The 18,004-nt window shown below is 60.4% G+C and carries 21 protein-coding genes; 9 read left to right on the top strand and 12 right to left on the bottom strand.

Annotated elements, in window-relative coordinates:
* Positions 1 to 106: 106 nt before the first annotated feature.
* From Q1W40_RS13865 to Q1W40_RS13855, 3 genes are all read left to right on the top strand, one after another.
* Positions 107 to 919, top strand: a complete 813-nt coding sequence (locus Q1W40_RS13865) for a TIM barrel protein (RefSeq protein WP_300713060.1) — start codon at positions 107 to 109, stop codon at positions 917 to 919.
* Positions 920 to 1,186: 267 nt separating this feature from the next.
* The gene (locus tag Q1W40_RS13860; protein ID WP_300713058.1) at positions 1,187 to 2,347 is read left to right on the top strand and encodes an acyl-CoA dehydrogenase family protein; all 1,161 of its coding nucleotides are present in this window, start codon (positions 1,187 to 1,189) and stop codon (positions 2,345 to 2,347) included.
* A gap of 406 nt (positions 2,348 to 2,753) precedes the next feature.
* Positions 2,754 to 4,328, top strand: coding sequence for a CoA-transferase (locus Q1W40_RS13855; RefSeq protein ID WP_300713056.1), 1,575 nt, complete (start codon positions 2,754 to 2,756; stop codon positions 4,326 to 4,328).
* 18 nt (positions 4,329 to 4,346) lie between these two features.
* Here the strand turns inward: Q1W40_RS13855 and Q1W40_RS13850 are convergent, their stop codons facing one another.
* The gene (locus Q1W40_RS13850) at positions 4,347 to 4,568 is read right to left on the bottom strand and encodes a 4Fe-4S dicluster domain-containing protein (protein WP_300713054.1); all 222 of its coding nucleotides are present in this window, start codon (positions 4,566 to 4,568) and stop codon (positions 4,347 to 4,349) included.
* Positions 4,569 to 4,575: 7 nt separating this feature from the next.
* On the bottom strand, positions 4,576 to 5,328 hold the full coding sequence (locus tag Q1W40_RS13845; RefSeq protein WP_300713052.1) for a TOBE domain-containing protein: 753 nt from the start codon (positions 5,326 to 5,328) through the stop codon (positions 4,576 to 4,578).
* A gap of 98 nt (positions 5,329 to 5,426) precedes the next feature.
* On the opposite strand from Q1W40_RS13845, the gene modA reads away from it, so the two are divergent.
* Genes modA through modC form a run of 3 tightly spaced genes read left to right on the top strand, consistent with a single transcriptional unit; the run spans position 5,427 to position 7,938 of the window.
* The gene (gene modA / locus Q1W40_RS13840; RefSeq protein ID WP_300713050.1) at positions 5,427 to 6,170 is read left to right on the top strand and encodes a molybdate ABC transporter substrate-binding protein; all 744 of its coding nucleotides are present in this window, start codon (positions 5,427 to 5,429) and stop codon (positions 6,168 to 6,170) included.
* Positions 6,171 to 6,184: 14 nt separating this feature from the next.
* A complete protein-coding gene (gene modB, locus Q1W40_RS13835) occupies positions 6,185 to 6,862 on the top strand; it encodes a molybdate ABC transporter permease subunit (RefSeq protein ID WP_300713048.1) in 678 nt (225 codons plus the stop codon).
* Positions 6,859 to 7,938, top strand: coding sequence for a molybdenum ABC transporter ATP-binding protein (modC, locus tag Q1W40_RS13830; protein WP_300713046.1), 1,080 nt, complete (start codon positions 6,859 to 6,861; stop codon positions 7,936 to 7,938). Before modB ends, modC begins: the two co-directional genes overlap by 4 nt.
* Before the next feature lie 9 nt (positions 7,939 to 7,947).
* On the opposite strand, the gene Q1W40_RS13825 is transcribed toward modC, so the two are convergent.
* The 10 genes from Q1W40_RS13825 to Q1W40_RS13780 all read right to left on the bottom strand — a co-directional run bounded on the left by Q1W40_RS13825 (position 7,948) and on the right by Q1W40_RS13780 (position 15,927).
* Complete coding sequence (locus Q1W40_RS13825; protein ID WP_300713044.1) at positions 7,948 to 8,397, bottom strand: thioesterase family protein; 450 nt, start codon at positions 8,395 to 8,397, stop codon at positions 7,948 to 7,950.
* A 51-nt stretch (positions 8,398 to 8,448) separates the two neighbouring features.
* Positions 8,449 to 9,330, bottom strand: coding sequence for a TIM barrel protein (locus tag Q1W40_RS13820; RefSeq protein WP_300713042.1), 882 nt, complete (start codon positions 9,328 to 9,330; stop codon positions 8,449 to 8,451).
* Between the two features lie 8 nt (positions 9,331 to 9,338).
* Complete coding sequence (locus Q1W40_RS13815; protein WP_300713041.1) at positions 9,339 to 10,214, bottom strand: 4-hydroxyphenylpyruvate dioxygenase; 876 nt, start codon at positions 10,212 to 10,214, stop codon at positions 9,339 to 9,341.
* 33 nt (positions 10,215 to 10,247) lie between these two features.
* A complete protein-coding gene (locus tag Q1W40_RS13810) occupies positions 10,248 to 11,081 on the bottom strand; it encodes a shikimate dehydrogenase (protein ID WP_300713039.1) in 834 nt (277 codons plus the stop codon).
* Positions 11,082 to 11,151: 70 nt separating this feature from the next.
* Positions 11,152 to 11,592 (bottom strand): type II 3-dehydroquinate dehydratase, encoded by a 441-nt coding sequence (gene aroQ, locus Q1W40_RS13805; protein ID WP_300713037.1) that lies wholly within the window; start codon positions 11,590 to 11,592, stop codon positions 11,152 to 11,154.
* 63 nt (positions 11,593 to 11,655) lie between these two features.
* Entirely contained in the window at positions 11,656 to 12,687 is a 1,032-nt protein-coding gene (locus Q1W40_RS13800; RefSeq protein ID WP_300713035.1) for a TRAP transporter substrate-binding protein, read from the bottom strand.
* A 90-nt stretch (positions 12,688 to 12,777) separates the two neighbouring features.
* Positions 12,778 to 14,055 carry a TRAP transporter large permease subunit gene (locus Q1W40_RS13795; protein WP_300713033.1) on the bottom strand — a complete coding sequence of 426 codons (1,278 nt, stop codon included), beginning with the start codon at positions 14,053 to 14,055 and terminating at the stop codon, positions 12,778 to 12,780.
* Between the two features lie 17 nt (positions 14,056 to 14,072).
* Positions 14,073 to 14,606 (bottom strand): TRAP transporter small permease, encoded by a 534-nt coding sequence (locus Q1W40_RS13790; protein WP_300713030.1) that lies wholly within the window; start codon positions 14,604 to 14,606, stop codon positions 14,073 to 14,075.
* A 99-nt stretch (positions 14,607 to 14,705) separates the two neighbouring features.
* The gene (locus Q1W40_RS13785; RefSeq protein WP_300713028.1) at positions 14,706 to 15,398 is read right to left on the bottom strand and encodes a TetR/AcrR family transcriptional regulator; all 693 of its coding nucleotides are present in this window, start codon (positions 15,396 to 15,398) and stop codon (positions 14,706 to 14,708) included.
* A gap of 103 nt (positions 15,399 to 15,501) precedes the next feature.
* Positions 15,502 to 15,927 carry a MarR family transcriptional regulator gene (locus Q1W40_RS13780; protein WP_300713026.1) on the bottom strand — a complete coding sequence of 142 codons (426 nt, stop codon included), beginning with the start codon at positions 15,925 to 15,927 and terminating at the stop codon, positions 15,502 to 15,504.
* 206 nt (positions 15,928 to 16,133) lie between these two features.
* On the opposite strand from Q1W40_RS13780, the gene badH reads away from it, so the two are divergent.
* The 3 genes from badH to Q1W40_RS13765 all read left to right on the top strand — a co-directional run.
* Positions 16,134 to 16,901, top strand: coding sequence for a 2-hydroxycyclohexanecarboxyl-CoA dehydrogenase (gene badH, locus Q1W40_RS13775; protein ID WP_300713024.1), 768 nt, complete (start codon positions 16,134 to 16,136; stop codon positions 16,899 to 16,901).
* A gap of 31 nt (positions 16,902 to 16,932) precedes the next feature.
* Positions 16,933 to 17,715, top strand: coding sequence for a 2-ketocyclohexanecarboxyl-CoA hydrolase (badI, locus tag Q1W40_RS13770; protein WP_300713021.1), 783 nt, complete (start codon positions 16,933 to 16,935; stop codon positions 17,713 to 17,715).
* Positions 17,716 to 17,737: 22 nt separating this feature from the next.
* On the top strand, positions 17,738 to 18,004 hold a 267-nt coding region (locus tag Q1W40_RS13765), incomplete at its 3' end, for an acyl-CoA dehydrogenase family protein (RefSeq protein WP_300713019.1).

The following is an 18,004-nucleotide window of genomic DNA, read 5'->3' as shown; positions in this document are numbered from 1 at the left end:
TGAACATGGCCTCGTTTTTGTACATCCCCATCCCCGTCACTGCGAGCGCAGCGTGGCAGTCCAGTTCTGGATCGCCACGCTTCGCTCGCGATGACAGATTCATGCCATGAAACAACGCACCTACTCTCTCGCCTACCTCAGCTCTCACCGCTGCACGCCAGCAGAAGCTGTGCGGGTCGCAGCGCAAACGGGCTACAGCTTTGTCGGACTGCGCCTGTGGCCCAACGCCACCGGCGCGCCGCAGCAGCACCTGCTGGATCAGCCGCAAGCCCTGCGCGAAACACTGGCCGCACAACGCGACACCGGCGTAGGCGTGTTCGATCTGGAGATCATCCGCATCAACGAGCAGTTTGACCCACACACCTGGGATGCCTTGTACGACGCGGGCGAGGCCCTGAAAGCCAAAGCCATTTTGGTGGCCGGCGACGACGCCAACGAAGCACGCCTGACCGACAACTACGCCCGCCTGTGTGAAGTGATGAAGCCTTTCGGCATGACCGCCGATCTTGAGTTCATGCCCTGGACCGCCGTGAAAGACGCTGCTTCGGCGCTGCGCATCGTGCAAAACGCGGGCATGCCCGCCAACGCAGGCATCCTGGTCGATGCGCTGCACTTTGGTCGCTCCACCACCACACTGGACGACATCCGCGCCATCCCGCGCGAGCTGCTGCATTACGCGCAAATTTGCGATGCCCAAGCGGGTCTGAATTTCACGACCGAAGAAATGATCCACACCGCCCGCTGCGAACGCCTGCTGCCCGGCGACGGCAGCATCGATGTGCAAGGCCTGTTCGACGCCCTGCCCGCCGACCTGCCGGTCAGCGTAGAGGTGGTGAACTTTGACCGCGAAGCCCACACCCCGGTGCAGGACTGGGCCGCCGAATGCCTGGCCAAGAGCCGCCCCTTTGTGGAAGCCTGAGCCATGTTCCGACGTTTTGAAAAACTCTCCCGCCTGCCTTTCTTCTTTGGGGCACGGTGGTTCAGCAGTGCTTGAACAGCACAGATCTGCGCTTCAAACGCGAAACTTCGCCACTTTCACCCCGAACTCCGCCGCTGTCACCCCGCGCCCTCAACTGTCACCCCGGACTTGATCCGGGGTCCATCGCTGATGACCTGAGCACCTGAATACATGAATACCTGGATGCCGGATCAAGTCCGGCATGACAAAAAACCTCAAGGACCCACCATGGACTTTTCTCTCAACGACGAACAAAAGATGATGATCGAAACGGTGCGCCGTTTCATCGCCGAAGAACTGCAACCTCTCGAAGACGAGATCGAAGACAAAGGCTTTCTGGACAACAGCAAAGCGCAAGCGATTCACGACAAAGCCAAGGCCCTGGGCCTGTACGGCATGAACATGCCCGCCGAATTGGGTGGTGGCGGCCTGTCCAACATGGACCGCATCCTGTGCGAAGAACAGTTCGGCCACACCAGCGACATCCTGATCCGCCGCGCTTTTGGCAATGTGTACGAACCTCTGCTGCACTGCAAGGGCGAGCAGATCGAACGCTGGCTCAAGCCTGCTGTGGCGGGCACACGCACCTGCGCCATCACCATCACCGAATCGGGCGCGGGCTCGGACGCGGCAGGCATCAAAACCCACGCCAAAAAGAATGACAAGGGCTGGGTGCTCAACGGCACCAAGCACTTCATCAGCGATGGCGAGTGGAGCGACTTCTTTTTGGTCTCGGCCAAAACCGGCGAAAAAGAAATCTCGATGTTCATGGTGGACAAAGGCCTGGCCGGTTTCACCGTGGGCAAAGACCAGAAGATGATGGGCCTGCGCGGCACGCCGCACCTGGAATTGTTCTTTGACAATGTGCAACTCGAAGACGCCGCCCTGTTGGGCGAAGTGGGCCAGGGCTTCAAACTGGCCATGGGCGCGCTCAATGTGGTGCGCCTGGCCCAGGTGGGTGCCCGCGCCGTGGGCAAGGCCACGCATGTGTGCGAGCTGATGCTGAACTGGGCCAATGAGCGCAAGCAGTTCGGCAGCAAGATCGGTGACTTCCAGATGGTGCAGCAGATGATCGCCGACAGCGTGATCGAGATCAACGCCGCCCGCTGGATGGTCTACCACGCCGCCTGGATGCTGGACCAGGGCATGGACGCCCGCGAGCAGATCGCCATGGTCAAGGTGCACGCCGCAGAAACTTTAGGCCGCGTGGTGGACCGTGCGGTGCAGGTGTTTGGTGGCATGGGCTTTTGCAAGGAGCTGTCCATCGAGCGCTATTACCGCGATGCCCGCATTTACCGCATCTATGACGGCACCAGCGAAATCCATCGTGGCGTGATCGCCAAGAGTGCGATGAAAAAAGGCGCTGTGCTGTTTGATGTGAACCGCTGACCTTTTGTGTGCGTGTGGTGTGCCACTTTCGAGGGCCGAGTGAATGGGATGGGCGGCCTCCTCATGCTGGGGTACCAGAAATCGTCGGCCGCCCATCCCACTCACACGGCTGTTGGTCTGCTCGCAATTGGTATGCCCGCAAGTCGGCGCTGAAGCGCCGACATGAAAACCCTGATGAAGCAATGTCACCCCGGACTTGAAAGGCTGTCACCCCAAACTTGAAAGACTGTCACCCCGGACTTGATCCGGGGTCCATGACTGCAAACCTGGATGCCGGATCAAGTCCGGCATGACAAAACCCATCGACCACAACGCCAAACCCGACCAACACCCAACCCGACAACGCCAGAAAAGACCGATGCACACCACAAAACTGCCAACTCAGAAATAAGACGAGACTGGAAAAATGCAAACCAAATTCATGACCGCCGCCCAAGCGGCACAACTGATCCAGGACGGTGACACCGTGGGCCTCATGGGCGGCGGTGGCGGCCTGATGGAAGCGACTCACCTGTTTGAAGCCGTGCAAGAACGCTTTCTGAGCACGCAAACCCCCAAGAACCTCACCGTCATGCACGCCCTGGGCATTGGCGACAAAAAAACCAAAGGCATGAACTGCTTCGCGCACGAAGGCTTGGTCAAGCGTGTCATTGGCGGGCACTGGGTCTGGTCGCCCGCCATGCAGCAACTGGCGCTGTCCAACAAGATCGAGGCCTACATCCTGCCCGGCGGCGTGAGCAGTCAGCTCATGCGCGAGATTGGTGCGGGCCGCCCCGGCCTCATCAGCCACGTGGGCCTTGGCACCGTGTGCGACCCGCGCCACGGCGGGGGCCGCATGAACGATGCGGCACAAGACGATCTGGCCGAAGTCATCACCATCGATGGCCGCGAATACCTGCGCTACAAGCCCTTCGCCATCCACGTGGCCATCGTGCGCGCGAGCAGCGCCGACGAAGACGGCAACATCAGCTTCGAGCACGAAGCGGCCAATCTGGACGCCCAATCGCTGGCCCTGGCGGCACGCAACAGCGGCGGCAAAGTCATTGTGCAGGTCAAGGAACGCCTGCCCAAGGGCGCACTCAAAGCCCGCGAAGTGCGCATTCCTTCGGCTTGGGTGGACGCCATCGTGGTCGACCCTGAGCAGTCCACCAGCTACGCCATCCCGTTTGATCCGGCTTTCAGTGGCGAGCTAACCGGCGCTGAACGCGCGGCCAGCGAAGCGCAAGACCACGCCCGCGAACTGGCGGCCTCGCAAGAAGCCTTCAGCGAACGCCAGGCCGTGGCGCGCCGTGCCTACCAGGAACTTTTCAACACCGACAAGGCCCGCCCGGTCATCAACTACGGTGTGGGCGTGCCCGACGCCGTGGCCAAGCTGATCGCGGCGCGCAACGAACAGCACCGCATCTACCAAACCATCGAGCACGGCACCTACGGCGGCACGCTCATGGACGGCGTGTTGTTCGGCTACGCCCGCAACGCCACCGCCATGCTCGATGCCGCCACGCAGTTCGACTTTTACGGCGGCGGCGGTCTGGACATCGCCTTTTTGGGCTTTGGTGAATTCGACGAAGAAGGCTCGGTCAATGTGTCACGCCTGGGTGGCGTCACTGTGGGCCCTGGCGGCTTCATCGACATCGCGCAAAACGCCAAGAAGGTTGTGTTCTGCGGCACGCTGGCGGCCAAGGGCGTCAAGCTCGAAACCGGCGACGGCCAAATGCGCGTGGCCGCGCAAGGCGCTGTGAAAAAGCTGGTCAAACGCGTCGACCAAATCACCTTCTCCGGCCCGCAAGGCTTGGTGCGCAAACAAGAGGTGCTGTACCTGACCGAGCGCGCCAGCTTCAGGCTCACGCCACTGGGAATCGAGCTGTTCGAGATCGCCCCTGGCATCGACTTGCAGCGCGATGTGCTCGAGCAGATGGACTTTGCACCACGGGTGGCACAAGACCTCAAGGTGATGGACAGCGCGCACTTCAAAGCCTGAAGTTCAAATCGCCCCCGATCAAGCCTGATGCCCGTCAGGCTTTTTCGTTTTGATCATGGTGATCACGCCAAAGGGGCAACGCCTTTCGCATTTGCTGCAACCTGTGCAGCCCGGCGCATCGTCCAGCACCGCGTGTTTGCGCCAGCCCTCAGTGTGCAAACTCAACACATGCGGCGGACAAGCCGCCACACACCAGCCGCAGCCGGTGCAGCGCGGGGTGTTGATGTGGGGCAGCAGCATGCGTCGCTCAATTCAAAGCTGCGATGACGATGCCCGCTTCATCGATCTGTGCGGAGGCGCTTTGCCCCACTTTGGGCGAAATAGCGGATGCAAAGCCCACCAACTGAACGCCAGCGGGCAAGCGCACAGACACTTCCCCACCTTTGGCCGATCGTGTTGCCCGCGTGACCACACCGGTCAAAGTGTTCTTGCCATCGACATCACCTTCCGATGAGTCGATGTGAACGGCCGTGGCTTTGCACAAAGCCAGCACATCCAGCCCTTTGCGCAGGCCCAGCAACTGCACACTTTCTCGCGTGATGCGCGAATGGATCGCGCTGCCGTCGGCCAGCAGCAACTGCACCCTCACCTGCCCCATGTGCGGTTTGATGGCGCCCACGGTGGAGGGGAACTGGTTGCGCATGCTGGTGCGCAGGGCAAAGGCCGCACGGCCTGTGGCCAAGTCACCGCTGTCAATCAGTTGCAGCACCTGGCGGCGGGCCTTGGCCATGGCTTCGGCGGCCAACAGCACCTTTTGCCCCGCATCGGTCAACAGCGCCCCGCCGCCACCGCTGCCGCCCACCACCTTCTCGACCAAGGGCGTGCCTGCCAGGTTGGCCAAGGTTTCCAGGGCTTGCCAGCCGGCCTTGTAGCTGACCCCTGCGCCGCGTGCGGCTTCAGAAATGGAGCCCACTTGGGCAATCCTGCGCAGGATGTCGATGCGCTTGTCGCTGGCTTCGTGGCCCAGGACGTCGGCCAGTGGCAGTCGTTTGGTGTTCATGGCGATGGTTCCTTGCTTGACCGCTATTCTGAATCAGAACAGCGCAACGCATCCGTGCTAAAGTTTCGCTATTCCATAAAAGAATATCGACATTCTTCATGAAACGCTTGCTGATCGCCCTGTCTGCCTGCATGCTGGCCTTGCCAGGCCATGCCGACACCGTGTCCGTGGCGGTGGCCGCCAACTTCACGGCGCCCATGCAAAAGATCACCGCTGCTTTCGAGCAAGAGACGGGGCACCGGGTCACTTTGGCTTTTGGCTCGACCGGACGGTTTTACGCCCAGATCAAAAACGGCGCACCTTTTGAGGTCTTGCTCGCGGCCGATGACGAAACCCCTGCCAAGCTTGAACAAGAAGGTCTGGGCATCAAAGGCAGCCGGTTCACCTATGCGGTGGGGCAGCTCGTGCTCTGGAGCCCGCAAGCGGACATGGTGGATGCGCAAGGCCAGGCGCTCAAGACCGGTCGCTTCAACAAAATCGCATTGGCCGATCCCAAGCTGGCCCCCTACGGCCTGGCGGCCCTTGAAACCATGACAGGGCTGGGCGTTCTGGCGTCCCTGCGCCCCCGATGGGTCTTGGGTGAGAACATCGCGCAGACCTACCAATTCGTCTCGACGGGCAATGCACAACTGGGCTTTGTGGCCTTGTCGCAGGTCCTCACCGATGGCCGCATCGCCCAAGGCTCGGCCTGGGTCATCCCCGAGCAGCTGCACACGCCCATCCGGCAAGATGCGCTGCTGCTGCGCCAAGGCCAAGCCAAACCCGCCGCTTTGGCCTTGCTGCACTACCTGCAAAGCGAAAAAGCCCGCCACATCATCCGCGCCAGCGGCCACAAGGTTTAACCACCACCCTGCCCATGGACCACGAAACCCTGCAAGCCATCTGGCTGACCCTCCAACTGGCCACAGCGACCACCCTGGTGCTCTTGACCGTGGCCACACCGCTGGCCTGGTGGCTGTCGCAAACACAGTCGCCATGGCGTGCGCCTGTGGGCGCGCTGGTGACTTTGCCGCTGGTGCTGCCGCCTTCTGTGCTGGGTTTTTATCTGCTGGTGGTGATGGGGCCACAAGGCCCGCTGGGCCAATTGACGCAAGCGCTGGGCTGGGGCGTGCTGTCCTTCAGCTTCACGGGTTTGCTCATCGGCTCGGTGATTTTCTCGCTGCCCTTTGCGGTGCAGCCACTGCAACACGCCTTTGAAGCGCTGGGCCCTCGCCCCATGGAGGTGGCCGCCACCTTGCGGGCCAGCCCTCTCGATGCCTTCTTTTCGGTGGCCTTGCCACAAGCACGCTCGGGGCTGATCACTGCGGCCATCCTGAGCTTTGCCCACACCGTGGGCGAGTTCGGCGTGGTGCTCATGATCGGCGGCAACATCCCCGGCCAGACACGGGTGGTCTCCACCCAAATTTATGGCCACGTCGAAGCCATGGAGTACACACAAGCCCATTGGCTGGCGGGCGGCATGGTCGTGTTCTCCTTTGCCGTGCTGATGGGTCTGGCCTTGCTGAAAAACCGCCACAACCGGGTGTGGCCATGAGCGAGCTAGTCATTCAACTGAATCTGCCGCGTGCCGACTTCGCACTGCAAGTGGATCTGCGCTTGCCCCAGCAAGGCATCACCGTGTTGTTTGGTGCATCGGGCTCGGGCAAAACCAGTGTGCTGCGTTGTGTGGCCGGGCTCGAAAAAGCCCGAGGTGCGCACATCGCGATCGGCAACGAAGTCTGGCAAGACGACGCCAAGGGTCTCTTCGTGCCCACGCACCAACGCACCATGGGCTATGTGTTCCAGGAGGCCAGTTTGTTCGCGCACTTGGACGTCATGGGAAACCTGCGCTACGCCTTGAAACGCTCACGCAGTGCGCAGTCCGGCAAAAGCCTGGAGACAGCCATTGAACTGCTGGGCATTGCACACCTGCTGCAGCGACAGCCTACGCAATTGTCGGGCGGCGAACGGCAACGCGTGGCCATCGCCCGCGCCCTGGCCATAGACCCCCGCGTGCTCTTGCTGGATGAGCCCATGGCCGCGCTCGATCAGGCACGCAAGCAAGACATCCTGCCGTGGCTGGAACGCTTGCGCGATGAATTGCACATCCCGATGGTCTACGTGACCCACTCGTCCGATGAATTGGCCCGCCTCGCCGATCACTTGGTTGTGCTCGAGCGTGGCAAGGTGCAAGCAGCAGGGCCAGCCCAAGCGGTGATGACCGCGATTGAACCCGCGGTTGTGGTGGGCCAAGATGCCGGGGCCTTGCTGCAAGGCCAGGTCATGGCGATCGATGCCCCATGGCATCTGGCCCAGGTCTCATTCCCCGGAGGCGCACTGTGGGTGCGCGACAGCGGCTTGAAGGTCGGACAGGCCGTGCGCTTGCGCGTGCTGGCACAAGACGTGAGCCTGACCACCGAAGAGCCACGCCACACCAGCATCCAGAACCACCTGCCTTGCGTGGTGGATGCCATTGCGGCGGATACACACGCGTCTCAGTGTTTGATCCGGGTGCGTTGTGGCGGGTCATTCCTGCTGGCCCGCATCACCCGGCGGGCGCTGGCAGCACTGAACCTGAACGTGGCGTCTGTGGCCTGGGTGCAAGTCAAATCGGTGGCGATTGTTCAATGAGACTGGGCATCAAGCGCCTGCATTTTTTTGCACCACAGCTGTCACCGCTTGCATGAAAGCTGGCGGCACAGCCGCCACCTTGCGGCTGTCTCGCTCGATGAACACGATGCCGATTTTGCCGCGTGCCACCTCGCGGGCCGTGTCCAGACACTCCATGCGGTAGACCAAATCAAACCCATATTTGTTGTAGTCCTGCGGCACCATGCTCACGCGCATGGTTTCTCCGTGAAAGCCTTCGGACTTGTATTGCGCCACCATGTCGCCCACCACGATGGGGCGCCCGGCCACATTGCCTTCGGTGTAACCCAGCGATTTGAAAAAACGCACACGCGCCTCGGACACCAACGTCAGCAGCTGCGCATTGTCGAGGTGCCCGCCCTGGTTGACATGGCTGATGTAAATCTGGATGTCGGTGGCAAAAACGAACTGATCGGGAAGGTCAAATTGGATGCGGGGCATGTTGGATGGTCAAAGCAAAACAGCCCCTATTTTCGCTGGTCCAGCGCCACGTCAGCCGCGCTGGCGCGCCCACTCGGGCAGCGGCGCCGACTTGTGCAGCACGTCCTGGTGCAGCCACGTTGCGCTCTTGCGGGCACGCTCGGCCACCGTCTCCAGCGGCAGCTGCTGGTAGTCGTCGTTGAACACTTCAAAGCTGTAATCGCCCCGGTAACCGATGCGGTCCAGGCGCAGCACCAGATCGGCCAGTTGTTCGCTGTGCACGCCTTCGCCCGGGAACACACGGAAGGTGCGCGCCGTGGTCATGCGCTCTTCAAAGGTCGGAGTTTCCTGCCACATGAAGTCGGACAACTGCACCAAAAAGATCTTGGACGGGTCTAGCTCTTCGATGGCGTCCAATGAGGTCTTGGCCGCGAAGATGTGAAAGGAGTCCAGGCCGATGCCCAGATTGGGGCAATCGGCGCGACACACCACGTCCCAGCTGGTGGGGAATTCATTGACCGTGCGGCCCCAGGATAGCGCTTCATAAGCGATCTTGATGCCCAAGGGCACGGCCAGCATGGCCAGTTTTTTCAGATCAGCCGCAATTTGATCGAGGTCTTGTGTGGCGTGACGCGAGGTGGACGAACAGGCCAGCAAAACCTTGCTGCCGGTGGCCGCGCACATCTCCAGCATCGATTTGGCGATGTCGAGTTTGTAGCTGTGCAAATGGCCCGACAGGCCTTCAAAGTCGCGCAAGACCTGAAAGCCCGTGGGCCGCATGCCGCTGGCCTGTACCGCTGCCACAGCGGCTTGTACGCCGCCCGGGTGCGTGACCAGATCGCGTGCCATCAGCATCACCTGAGAAAAGCCAGCGCCCTTCATGGCGACCAGCTTGGCCTCCAGCGTGCCTGCCATGGTGATGGTGTCCATCCCGTAGCCGTCGAGCAAGTTCATGACGGGCCTCACTTGTGCACGAGTTCAAACGCGACAGAGCCCAGCGCTGCGCGTGTGAGCGCACCCCGGTCTTCGGGGTGCAACTGGGTGGACTCGACAAACTCCACACCACGCGCCTTGAGTGCGGCCACCGCCTCGGCCGCATTCGGCACGCCAAAGCCGATGCGTTGCAGGCACTCGGGGCTGTCGTCGGCATCCATCCAGGGCTCGGGTTCGATCAGTTGCCACAGGAAGGTGCCGCATGGGCTCTTCATCAGCTTGCCCTTGGGCAAGATGCCAAAGCGCTCATCATCGGGAATGCTGCTGAAGTCGAACATGTGTTCGTAATAGGTCTGCCAATCGGCGCTGCGGGCCGCGCCAATGTACTGCACCACGCCGAAGTAGCTCATGCCGGCCAATGCGGGTGGGTTCGGGTCCACCGTGGGAATGGGCTTGAAGTCGATGTCGTAAATCGAGAACTCTTGCCAGCGGTCCACAAAGTAAAAGCGGCTGCCGCCCGGGCCGTGGATGGCCGGGATGTGCAGCTCCATGGCCTGCGCATGGCTGCCCACGCTCCAGGCGCCCAGCTCCATGCAGCGGTTGTGCGCCTTGAGGGCATCCTGCACGCGAAAAGCCACCGCAGAAATTACGGGCTGTCCGTCCACCGTGCCGCTCACGCGGGCGTCGTCGGGGCTGGCGTTGACCACCAGGTTCATCGTGCCCTGACGGTACAAGGTCACCTCACGCGAACGGTGACGCGCCACAGGCCGAAAACCCATGTTCTCCAGTACCTGGCCCAGCGCTTGGGGACGGCTGGTGGCGTACTCGATGAATTCAATGCCCGCAATGCCCAAACGGTTGGGCATGTCGGGGACGGCTTCGCGATCCACTTTGTTCAAGGTCATCTGTGCACTCCGTGAGGGGAATTCAATCGGGTTTCAATAACTCAGCTTGGCGCCGCTGCGCAGCACTTCGGCAGTGGTGGTGGGCAAGCCGAAATATTCCAAGTAAGCCGGGATCTGCTCGTACAGCATATCCGTGCCCACCTGGGTGCGGCAACCACGCGCTTGCGCAGCCGCCAAAAATGCGGTGGTCTCGGCCTTCATGACCACTTCGCCCACAAAGGTCTCGGGCGACAGGCGCGAGACATCCATGGGCAGCGGGTCGCCTTCGTTCATGCCCATGGGCGTGGCATTGACCACCAGGTCGTGGTCCACGGGATCGTTGGAGCCGGTGCGCACGTCGATCTGGGGGTAATTGGTTTTGAGGCGCTGGGCCAGGGCTTCGCAGCCTGCGGTGTTCACATCGAACAGGCTGATCGCGGCAATGCCTGCACCCGCCAGCGAGGCTGCTATGGCGCAACCCACGCCACCGGTGCCCACCACCAGCACGCGTTTGCCGGTCAAATCAAAACCCTTGCGCTGCACGCCGCGCACAAAACCGGCGCCATCGAACATGTCACCCACCAGGCGACCATCGGCCAGGCGCTTGACCGCATTGCAGGCACCGGCCACACGCACGGTGGCGGTCACTTCGTCGAGCAGGCCCACGGTGGTGACCTTGTGCGGCATGGTGATCAGCGCGCCACGGATGTTCTCCAGCGTGAACACCGACTTCAAAAACTGGGGGTAGTTCTCGGGCTTGCAGCCCATGGGCACCACCACGGCGTTGATGCCCGCAGACTCGAAATACGGGTTGTAGATCATCGGCGACTTGAAGGTGTGCGTGGGGTAGCCGATGTGGGCGATGATTTCGGTGTTGCCGTTGATCATGGGGTCAATTTTTTTCGGTAATGTTCAGGCCAAAACAGCGCTGGCCTGCTGGGGCCAGCCGTGTGTCAGATCAAGCCGCTTGCGCAGCGGACACGCCAGCGCGCAGGGCCAGCAAATAGCTATCGGCGCCAAAGCCGCAGATCTGGCCTTTGACGATCTCGGCAAACACCGAGTGGTGACGGAATTCTTCGCGGGCGTGGATGTTGGACATATGCAACTCCACGATGGGGCACGTCAGCACGGCCAGGGCATCGCGGATGGCGTAGCTGTAATGCGTCCAGGCACCGGCATTGATCAGCACTGCATCGACGTTATCAAAGTAGGCTTGGTGAATGCGCTCGCACATGTCACCTTCATGGTTGGTCTGATAGCACTCGACCTCGGCACCCAACTCTTTACCCAGCTTGTGCAGGCTGGCATTGATCTCATCGAGGGTGATGGTGCCGTATTGCTTGGGGTCGCGTTTGCCGAACATGTTGTGGTTCACACCGTGCAGCATCAAGACTTTCATGACAAATCCTTTAGATCAACAAAGAAGGCTTCGCCGCACGTGCGGCGAAGCCTCGGGGTGCAATTACTTGCCCGACTTCTTGGCAGGCGCTGCAGCTGCGGTGCGCACCTTGTCGATTTCAGCTTGCAATTCCTTGACCAGGTCCTGACCCACAGTCACACCGTACTTGGCGGTCACAGGGCGCATCTTGTCGCGCAGTTTGGCCATTTCGGCTTCTGGCAACTGGGTCACTTGCATGCCGTTCTTCTTCAAGTTGTCGGTGATGCTGGCTTCCAGAGCACGGGCTTTTTCGCGTTGGAACTTGGCCGATTCGGTGGCCGCATCGGCCACGATTTTCTTCTCGGCAGCCGACAGCTTTTCCCAGAACTTTTTGCTGATGATGACCGACTGGGGGTTGTACTGGTGGCCCGTCAAAGCCAGGTGCTTTTGCACTTCGTACAACTTGGCACCGTTGATGGTGGCCACAGGGTTTTCCTGGCCGTCCACGGCTTTTTGTTCCAGCGCGGCATACAGCTCAGGGAATGGCAGCGGTGTGGGGTTGGCGCCCAAAGCCTTGACCCAGTCCACGTTGATCGGGTTGGGGATCACGCGCAACTTCAGGCCTTCCAGGTCTTCGACCTTGTTGATGGCGCGCTTGCTGTTGGTGATGTTGCGAAAACCCAGCTCGTAATAAGCCAGGCCGATCATGCCTTTGTCTTCCAGTTTGGCGTGCAGCTTTTTGCCGAAAGGGCCGTCCACAGCCGCGTCGGCTTCTTTACCGGTGCCGAACATGAAGGGGAAGTCAAAAATCGCGAATTCCTTGACCTGTGCTGCAAAGATGCCCGAGTTCATCGACGCCATTTCCAAAGTGCCGCCCTGGATGGCCGACACGTTGGCCTGGTCGCTGCCCAAGGCACCGCCAGGGAACACGTTGACCTTGATCTTGCCGCCCGAGTTTTTCTCGACGATTTCCTTGAACTTTTCCATGCCCAACACGATGGGGTGACCCGCTGCGTTCTGGTTGGCGAACTTGATGGTTTTGTCTTGTGCGGACGCCACACCGGCTGCGGCCAGGGCCACGCTGGCGATCAAGGTCTTGATAAATACACGTTTCATGAGTTGTCTCCAGAAAAAAATAGAAGGACGTACGCTGTGCATCAAGCGGCAAGTCGTCAGGCGTACCCGATCAGACGACCTCACCAGAAATCAATAGAACCAGCGCGCGGGCACCATCACCAGCGCAGGGAAGGCCACCATGGCAAACATGATGATGAACTGGGCGATCATGAAAGGCATCACGCCCCGGGTCACCTCGTCCATGCTCACTTTGCCCACACCCGCCACCGCATTCAGCACGGTGCCCACAGGCGGGGTGATCAATCCAATGGCATTGTTGATGATGAACAACACACCAAAATAAACCGGGTCAATGCCTGCGGCTTTGACCACGGGCATCAGCACCGGGGTCAGCAGCAAAATGGTGGGCGTCATATCGAGCGCCGTGCCCACCACCATAGTGATGACCATGATGGTCAACATGAGCAAGCGAGGACTGTCCAACAGGGGCTGCAACAGCTCAATCAACTGGGCCGGCAAATTGGCCACCGTGATCAACCAGGCCGACACCATGGCGGCGGCCACCAAAAACATCACGATCGCACTGGTCTTGGCCGAGCTCACAAACAGCGGGTACAAGTCTTTCAGGCTCAACTCGCGGTAGATGAAAGTCGAGATCAGCAAGGCATAGACCGCCGCCACCACCGCCGCTTCCGTCGGGGTGAACACACCAAACTTCAGGCCAAACACCACGATGAGCGGCAACACCAAAGCCCAGGTCGCCTCGCGCATGGCCACCATGATTTCACCCATGGATTTGCGCGGCGGCACCTGCACCACTTCGCGCCGCGCCAACCACCACCAGGTGATCCACAGCGATGCGCCCAGCAGGATGCCGGGCACGATGCCCGCCATGAACAATTTGGAAATGGACACATTGCCCGCCACGCCAAAGATCACAAAACCAATACTGGGCGGGATCACCGGTGCGATGATGCCCGCCGATGCGATCAGGCCAGCTGATCGGGCCTTGTCGTGGCCCGCAGCCACCATCATGGGCAAGAGCAGCGAGGCCAGGGCCGCCGCATCGGCCACAGCCGAGCCGGACAGCGCCGCCATGATCACGGCGGCCATGATGGTCACGTAACCCAGACCGCCTTTGATGTGGCCCACGCAGGCCATGGCAAAGTTCACGATGCGGCGAGACAAGCCGCCCGCGTTCATGATCTCGCCCGCGAGCATGAAAAACGGCACAGCCAACAATGGAAAGCTGTTGGACCCTTCGAGCAGGTTTTGCGCCAGGATCTGGGCATCGAACATGTCCATGTGCCACATCAGCGCCACACCACAAATCAACAGCGAAAACGCGATCGGGATGCCAATGGCCATGGCACCGAGCAAGGAAAAAACAAAAATAGCGATCGTCATGTCAGTCTCTCTTGCGCTCAGGCTTTGTGGGTGCCATGAGGCGACTCTTCGGATTCCTGGATCATGACCAGGTCTTCATCGCGCACCTGACCGGTGAGCAGGCGAAACAACTCGGTCAGCAAGATCAAGCCGCCCAGCACCGCGAACACCACACCGGGGGCATAAATCCAGGCCATGGACACTTCCATCACCGCGCTGGTGCTGCCCAGATTGATCAAGGTCTGCTGGTAAGCGCCGCTGAACAACAACCAGCAAATGAACAACATGGCCAGGTAAGACAAGGCCAGGCAAACCTTCTTGCCCGCAGGGCCCAACTTGCCCACCAACATGTCGGTGCCCAGATGCCCATGTTCCTTCAGGGCGATGACCGCACCCATGAAAGTCATCCAGACAAACAACCAACGCGATAGCTCTTCCGACAAGGTGATGCCCGAGTTGAAGCCATAGCGCATGACCACGTTGCCAAACACCAGCACCACCATCACGGCCAAACACGCCGCAATCACAACGTCAAGGGCTTTGCAAAACCCGTCAATGAATTTTTGAACCACCACAGACCTCCTGATTAACATTGCCCATAATGTACGAACCGGTTAGTTTTCCAGATACAGGGATAACCCGTACATGCCAAAACCATCAGGTCCTAGCTGTTATGCCGAAATTTGATGACTGACAAAACGCAAGATCAAGTCCACCACATGCTCGCGTTTGAGGGTGTTGGCCTTGTCAGGACTGGCTCGGTCCTGAAAGATCAAGCCAAAGGTGTGGCGGTTCGAGACGTTGAAGAAGGTGAACGCCGAGATCGCCGAGTGGATGTCCACCGGATCGAGCCCTGACCTGAACACACCCTGCGCCACGCCCCGGTCGTACACCGCCCTCACGGACTGGATGGCATTGCTGTTCATCGCCTGAATGCTTTGGCTCTGGCGCAAATAGTCGCCGCGCTGGATGTTTTCGTTCATCACCAGGCGGATGAAGTCTTCGTTGTCGCGGTGGTGGTCATAGGTGAACGCCACCAACTTTTGCAGGGCCTCCACCGGCGGCAGATCGCCCAGATGCAAATCCGACTCGATGGCCCGCATGCGGCGGTAGGCCTCTTCGAGCACCGCCAGGTACAGGCCATCCTTGCTGCCGAAGTAGTAATAGATCATGCGCTTGCTGGTGCGCGTGGCAGCCGCAATCTCGTCGATGCGTGCGCCGGTCAAACCCTTGTCCGCAAACTCGTGCGTGGCCACCGTGAGGATCTCGGCCATGGTGCGGGCCGGGTCGTTGGTGCGCCCTGACTCACGGGCGGTGGGCACCTCGGTTGGCTTGAGCTTTGCAGAATGTACCAGTTGGTTCATTTTGCAAGTATAGGCGGTCCGCTGTCACGTTCTGATCAGGGCAAGCCCTGATAGGGCCGTTGCGGAAAAGTTCACAGCCTGCCGATGCAGGCTGCCACATCACTCACGCTTCAGACGCGTCTTCCTCAGGGGCAGCACGGTCAATTCTTTCCATGTTGTCCAGCAGCTTCAGAAAGTAATGCAGGGTGTGGGCCATGTCGCCCATCGAGAAATCCTGCAAGACCTGCTCGTAATAAGCCTTGATCTTGGGCTGGGCCTGATCCAACCAGACATGGCGGCCTGTATCGGTCATCACCACCAAACGCGAGCGGCGATCGCGTCCGTCGGTGCTCATGGCAATGTGCCCATCCCGCGTCATGCGCGTGATCAAACCCGACAAGTTCTGCCGACTGACCATCAGGTAACGCGCCAGCTCACCAACGCCCATGCCTTGTGCAGCCTCGGGCCTGGACAGCGCGCCCAAGACCGCCCATTGCTGCGTGGTCAAGCCTTCGTCTTGCACCGCCCTGCTGCCCGTCTTATGCAACATATTGGCACATTGATAGAGCTTGAAAAAAATTCGGTTAGCCAATTCCATACGCGCATCAACAGCTTTATTCATAGGGGAAAACGATAGGTGATTGAACAACAAAAGACCTTGATAGGCAAGATGTGGAAACCCTAGAATACGTCAACATGTTGTCATATGTGCAGCAAACCAAGTTTCCTAACCCATTTCATCTGACGGAGAAAAGCATGAAAAACCTCAATGACAAAACCGTGATTGTGACCGGTGGCGGCGGCGGCATCGGCGGGGCCACCTGCCGCCGTTTTGCAGCCGAAGGCGCCAAAGTCGCCGTCTTTGACATGAACATGGACGCAGCGCAAAAAGTCGCCACCGAGATCAACGCAGCAGGTGGCTCCGCTGCCGCCTTTGCCTGCAACATCACCGACCGCGCCCAAGTGGACGCTGCAGTGGCGGCGACAGAAGCCCAATTGGGCCCCGTCGATGTGCTGGTCAACAACGCTGGCTGGGATGTGTTCAAGCCATTCGTCAAAACCGTTCCGGCCGAGTGGGACAAACTGATCGCCATCAACCTGACAGGCGCCCTGCACATGCACCACGCCGTGTTGCCGGGCATGGTGGCGCGCAACTACGGCCGCATCGTCAACATCGCCTCGGACGCCGCACGCGGCGGCTCGTCGGGCGAAGCGGTCTATGCCGCTTGCAAGGGCGGTCTGGTGGCCTTGTCCAAAACCCTGGCCCGCGAGCACGCCCGCCACAACATCACCGTCAACGTGGTCTGCCCCGGCCCGACCGACACCGCCTTGCTGGCCGGTGTGGCCGAAGGCGCCCGCGACCCCGCCAAGCTGATCGAAGCCTTCCGCAGCGCCATTCCCTTGGGCCGTCTGGGCCAACCCGACGACCTGGCCAGCGCGATCGCCTTCTTTGGCAGCGACGACGCATCCTTCATCACCGGCCAGGTCATCAGCGTGTCTGGTGGCTTGACCATGCACGGCTGATCGGCCTCACCTCACCTTTTTGGAGAACCCCATGCAATTCGAAGACATCCTGTACGAAAACCGCAACGGCGTGGCCTGGATCACGATCAACCGCCCAGAGAAAATGAACGCGTTTCGCGGCACCACCTGCGACGAAATCATCAAGGCCCTGAACAAAGCCGGTTACGACAAGAGCGTGGGCGCCATCGTGCTGGCAGGCGCTGGCGACCGCGCCTTCTGCACAGGCGGCGACCAGTCGGCCCACGACGGCAACTACGACGGCCGCGGCACCATTGGCCTGCCCATGGAGGAACTCCACACCGCCATCCGCGATGTGCCCAAGCCCGTGATCGCCCGCGTGCAAGGCTTTGCGATTGGCGGCGGCAACGTGCTGTGCACCATCTGCGATCTGACCATCTGCTCTGACAAAGCCATCTTCGGCCAGGTCGGCCCCAAGATGGGTTCGGTCGATCCGGGCTACGGCACCGCTTTCCTGGCCCGCGTGGTCGGCGAGAAAAAAGCCCGCGAAATTTGGTACCTCAACAAGCGCTACTCCGGCCAGGAAGCCGTGGACATGGGCCTGGCCAACATCTGCGTGCCGCACGAGCAACTCGACGCCACCGTGCAAGAGTGGGCCGAGACCATCTGCGAACGAAGCCCCACCGCGATTGCCATTGCCAAGCGCAGTTTCAACATGGACACAGCGCACCAGTCGGGCATCGCGGGAATGGGCATGTACGCGCTCAAGCTGTACTACGACACCGAAGAGTCGCGTGAAGGCGTGAAGGCCTTGCAGGAAAAGCGCAAGCCCGATTTCCGCAAGTACGCCAAGTAAACGCGCAGCCCAAGGAGACAAGATGAACCCCAACCCGTACATCAACGAAGACCTGCAGGCGCTGGCCGAGACCGTGCGCCGCTTTGCCGATGAAAAAATCAAACCTGGCTTTCTGGAACGTGACAAGACGCGCGAGTTTGACCTTGCGCTGCTGCGCGAGATGGGCGAGTTGGGCTTCATCTGTCCCGAAGTGCCTGAAGCGTTTGGTGGTCTGGGCATGGGTTGCGTGGCCGCAGGCGTGATCCACGAGGAAATCGCCCGCGCCGACCTGAGCTTTTCTTACCTGAAC

Source organism: Limnohabitans sp. (assembly GCF_030158565.1).
GTDB lineage: Bacteria > Pseudomonadota > Gammaproteobacteria > Burkholderiales > Burkholderiaceae_C > Limnohabitans_A.
The sequence above is the reverse complement of the archived record's forward strand: the minus strand, read 5'-3'. Positions and strand labels throughout refer to the sequence as shown.

Excerpts from the sequence above, each read along its gene's own strand:
- Q1W40_RS13845 (WP_300713052.1), bottom strand. The coding sequence starts at position 5,328 with ATGAACACCAAACGACTGCCACTGGCCGACGTCCTGGGCCACGAAGCC.
- modA (WP_300713050.1), top strand. The coding sequence starts at position 5,427 with ATGAAACGCTTGCTGATCGCCCTGTCTGCCTGCATGCTGGCCTTGCCA.
- Q1W40_RS13850 (WP_300713054.1), bottom strand. The coding sequence starts at position 4,568 with ATGCTGCTGCCCCACATCAACACCCCGCGCTGCACCGGCTGCGGCTGG.
- Q1W40_RS13855 (WP_300713056.1), top strand. The coding sequence starts at position 2,754 with ATGCAAACCAAATTCATGACCGCCGCCCAAGCGGCACAACTGATCCAG.
- Q1W40_RS13820 (WP_300713042.1), bottom strand. The coding sequence starts at position 9,330 with ATGAACTTGCTCGACGGCTACGGGATGGACACCATCACCATGGCAGGC.
- modC (WP_300713046.1), top strand. The coding sequence starts at position 6,859 with ATGAGCGAGCTAGTCATTCAACTGAATCTGCCGCGTGCCGACTTCGCA.
- badI (WP_300713021.1), top strand. The coding sequence starts at position 16,933 with ATGCAATTCGAAGACATCCTGTACGAAAACCGCAACGGCGTGGCCTGG.
- badH (WP_300713024.1), top strand. The coding sequence starts at position 16,134 with ATGAAAAACCTCAATGACAAAACCGTGATTGTGACCGGTGGCGGCGGC.
- Q1W40_RS13865 (WP_300713060.1), top strand. The coding sequence starts at position 107 with ATGAAACAACGCACCTACTCTCTCGCCTACCTCAGCTCTCACCGCTGC.
- Q1W40_RS13800 (WP_300713035.1), bottom strand. The coding sequence starts at position 12,687 with ATGAAACGTGTATTTATCAAGACCTTGATCGCCAGCGTGGCCCTGGCC.
- Q1W40_RS13780 (WP_300713026.1), bottom strand. The coding sequence starts at position 15,927 with ATGTTGCATAAGACGGGCAGCAGGGCGGTGCAAGACGAAGGCTTGACC.
- Q1W40_RS13785 (WP_300713028.1), bottom strand. The coding sequence starts at position 15,398 with ATGAACCAACTGGTACATTCTGCAAAGCTCAAGCCAACCGAGGTGCCC.
- modB (WP_300713048.1), top strand. The coding sequence starts at position 6,185 with ATGGACCACGAAACCCTGCAAGCCATCTGGCTGACCCTCCAACTGGCC.
- Q1W40_RS13815 (WP_300713041.1), bottom strand. The coding sequence starts at position 10,214 with ATGACCTTGAACAAAGTGGATCGCGAAGCCGTCCCCGACATGCCCAAC.
- Q1W40_RS13825 (WP_300713044.1), bottom strand. The coding sequence starts at position 8,397 with ATGCCCCGCATCCAATTTGACCTTCCCGATCAGTTCGTTTTTGCCACC.
- Q1W40_RS13810 (WP_300713039.1), bottom strand. The coding sequence starts at position 11,081 with ATGATCAACGGCAACACCGAAATCATCGCCCACATCGGCTACCCCACG.
- aroQ (WP_300713037.1), bottom strand. The coding sequence starts at position 11,592 with ATGAAAGTCTTGATGCTGCACGGTGTGAACCACAACATGTTCGGCAAA.
- Q1W40_RS13860 (WP_300713058.1), top strand. The coding sequence starts at position 1,187 with ATGGACTTTTCTCTCAACGACGAACAAAAGATGATGATCGAAACGGTG.
- Q1W40_RS13795 (WP_300713033.1), bottom strand. The coding sequence starts at position 14,055 with ATGACGATCGCTATTTTTGTTTTTTCCTTGCTCGGTGCCATGGCCATT.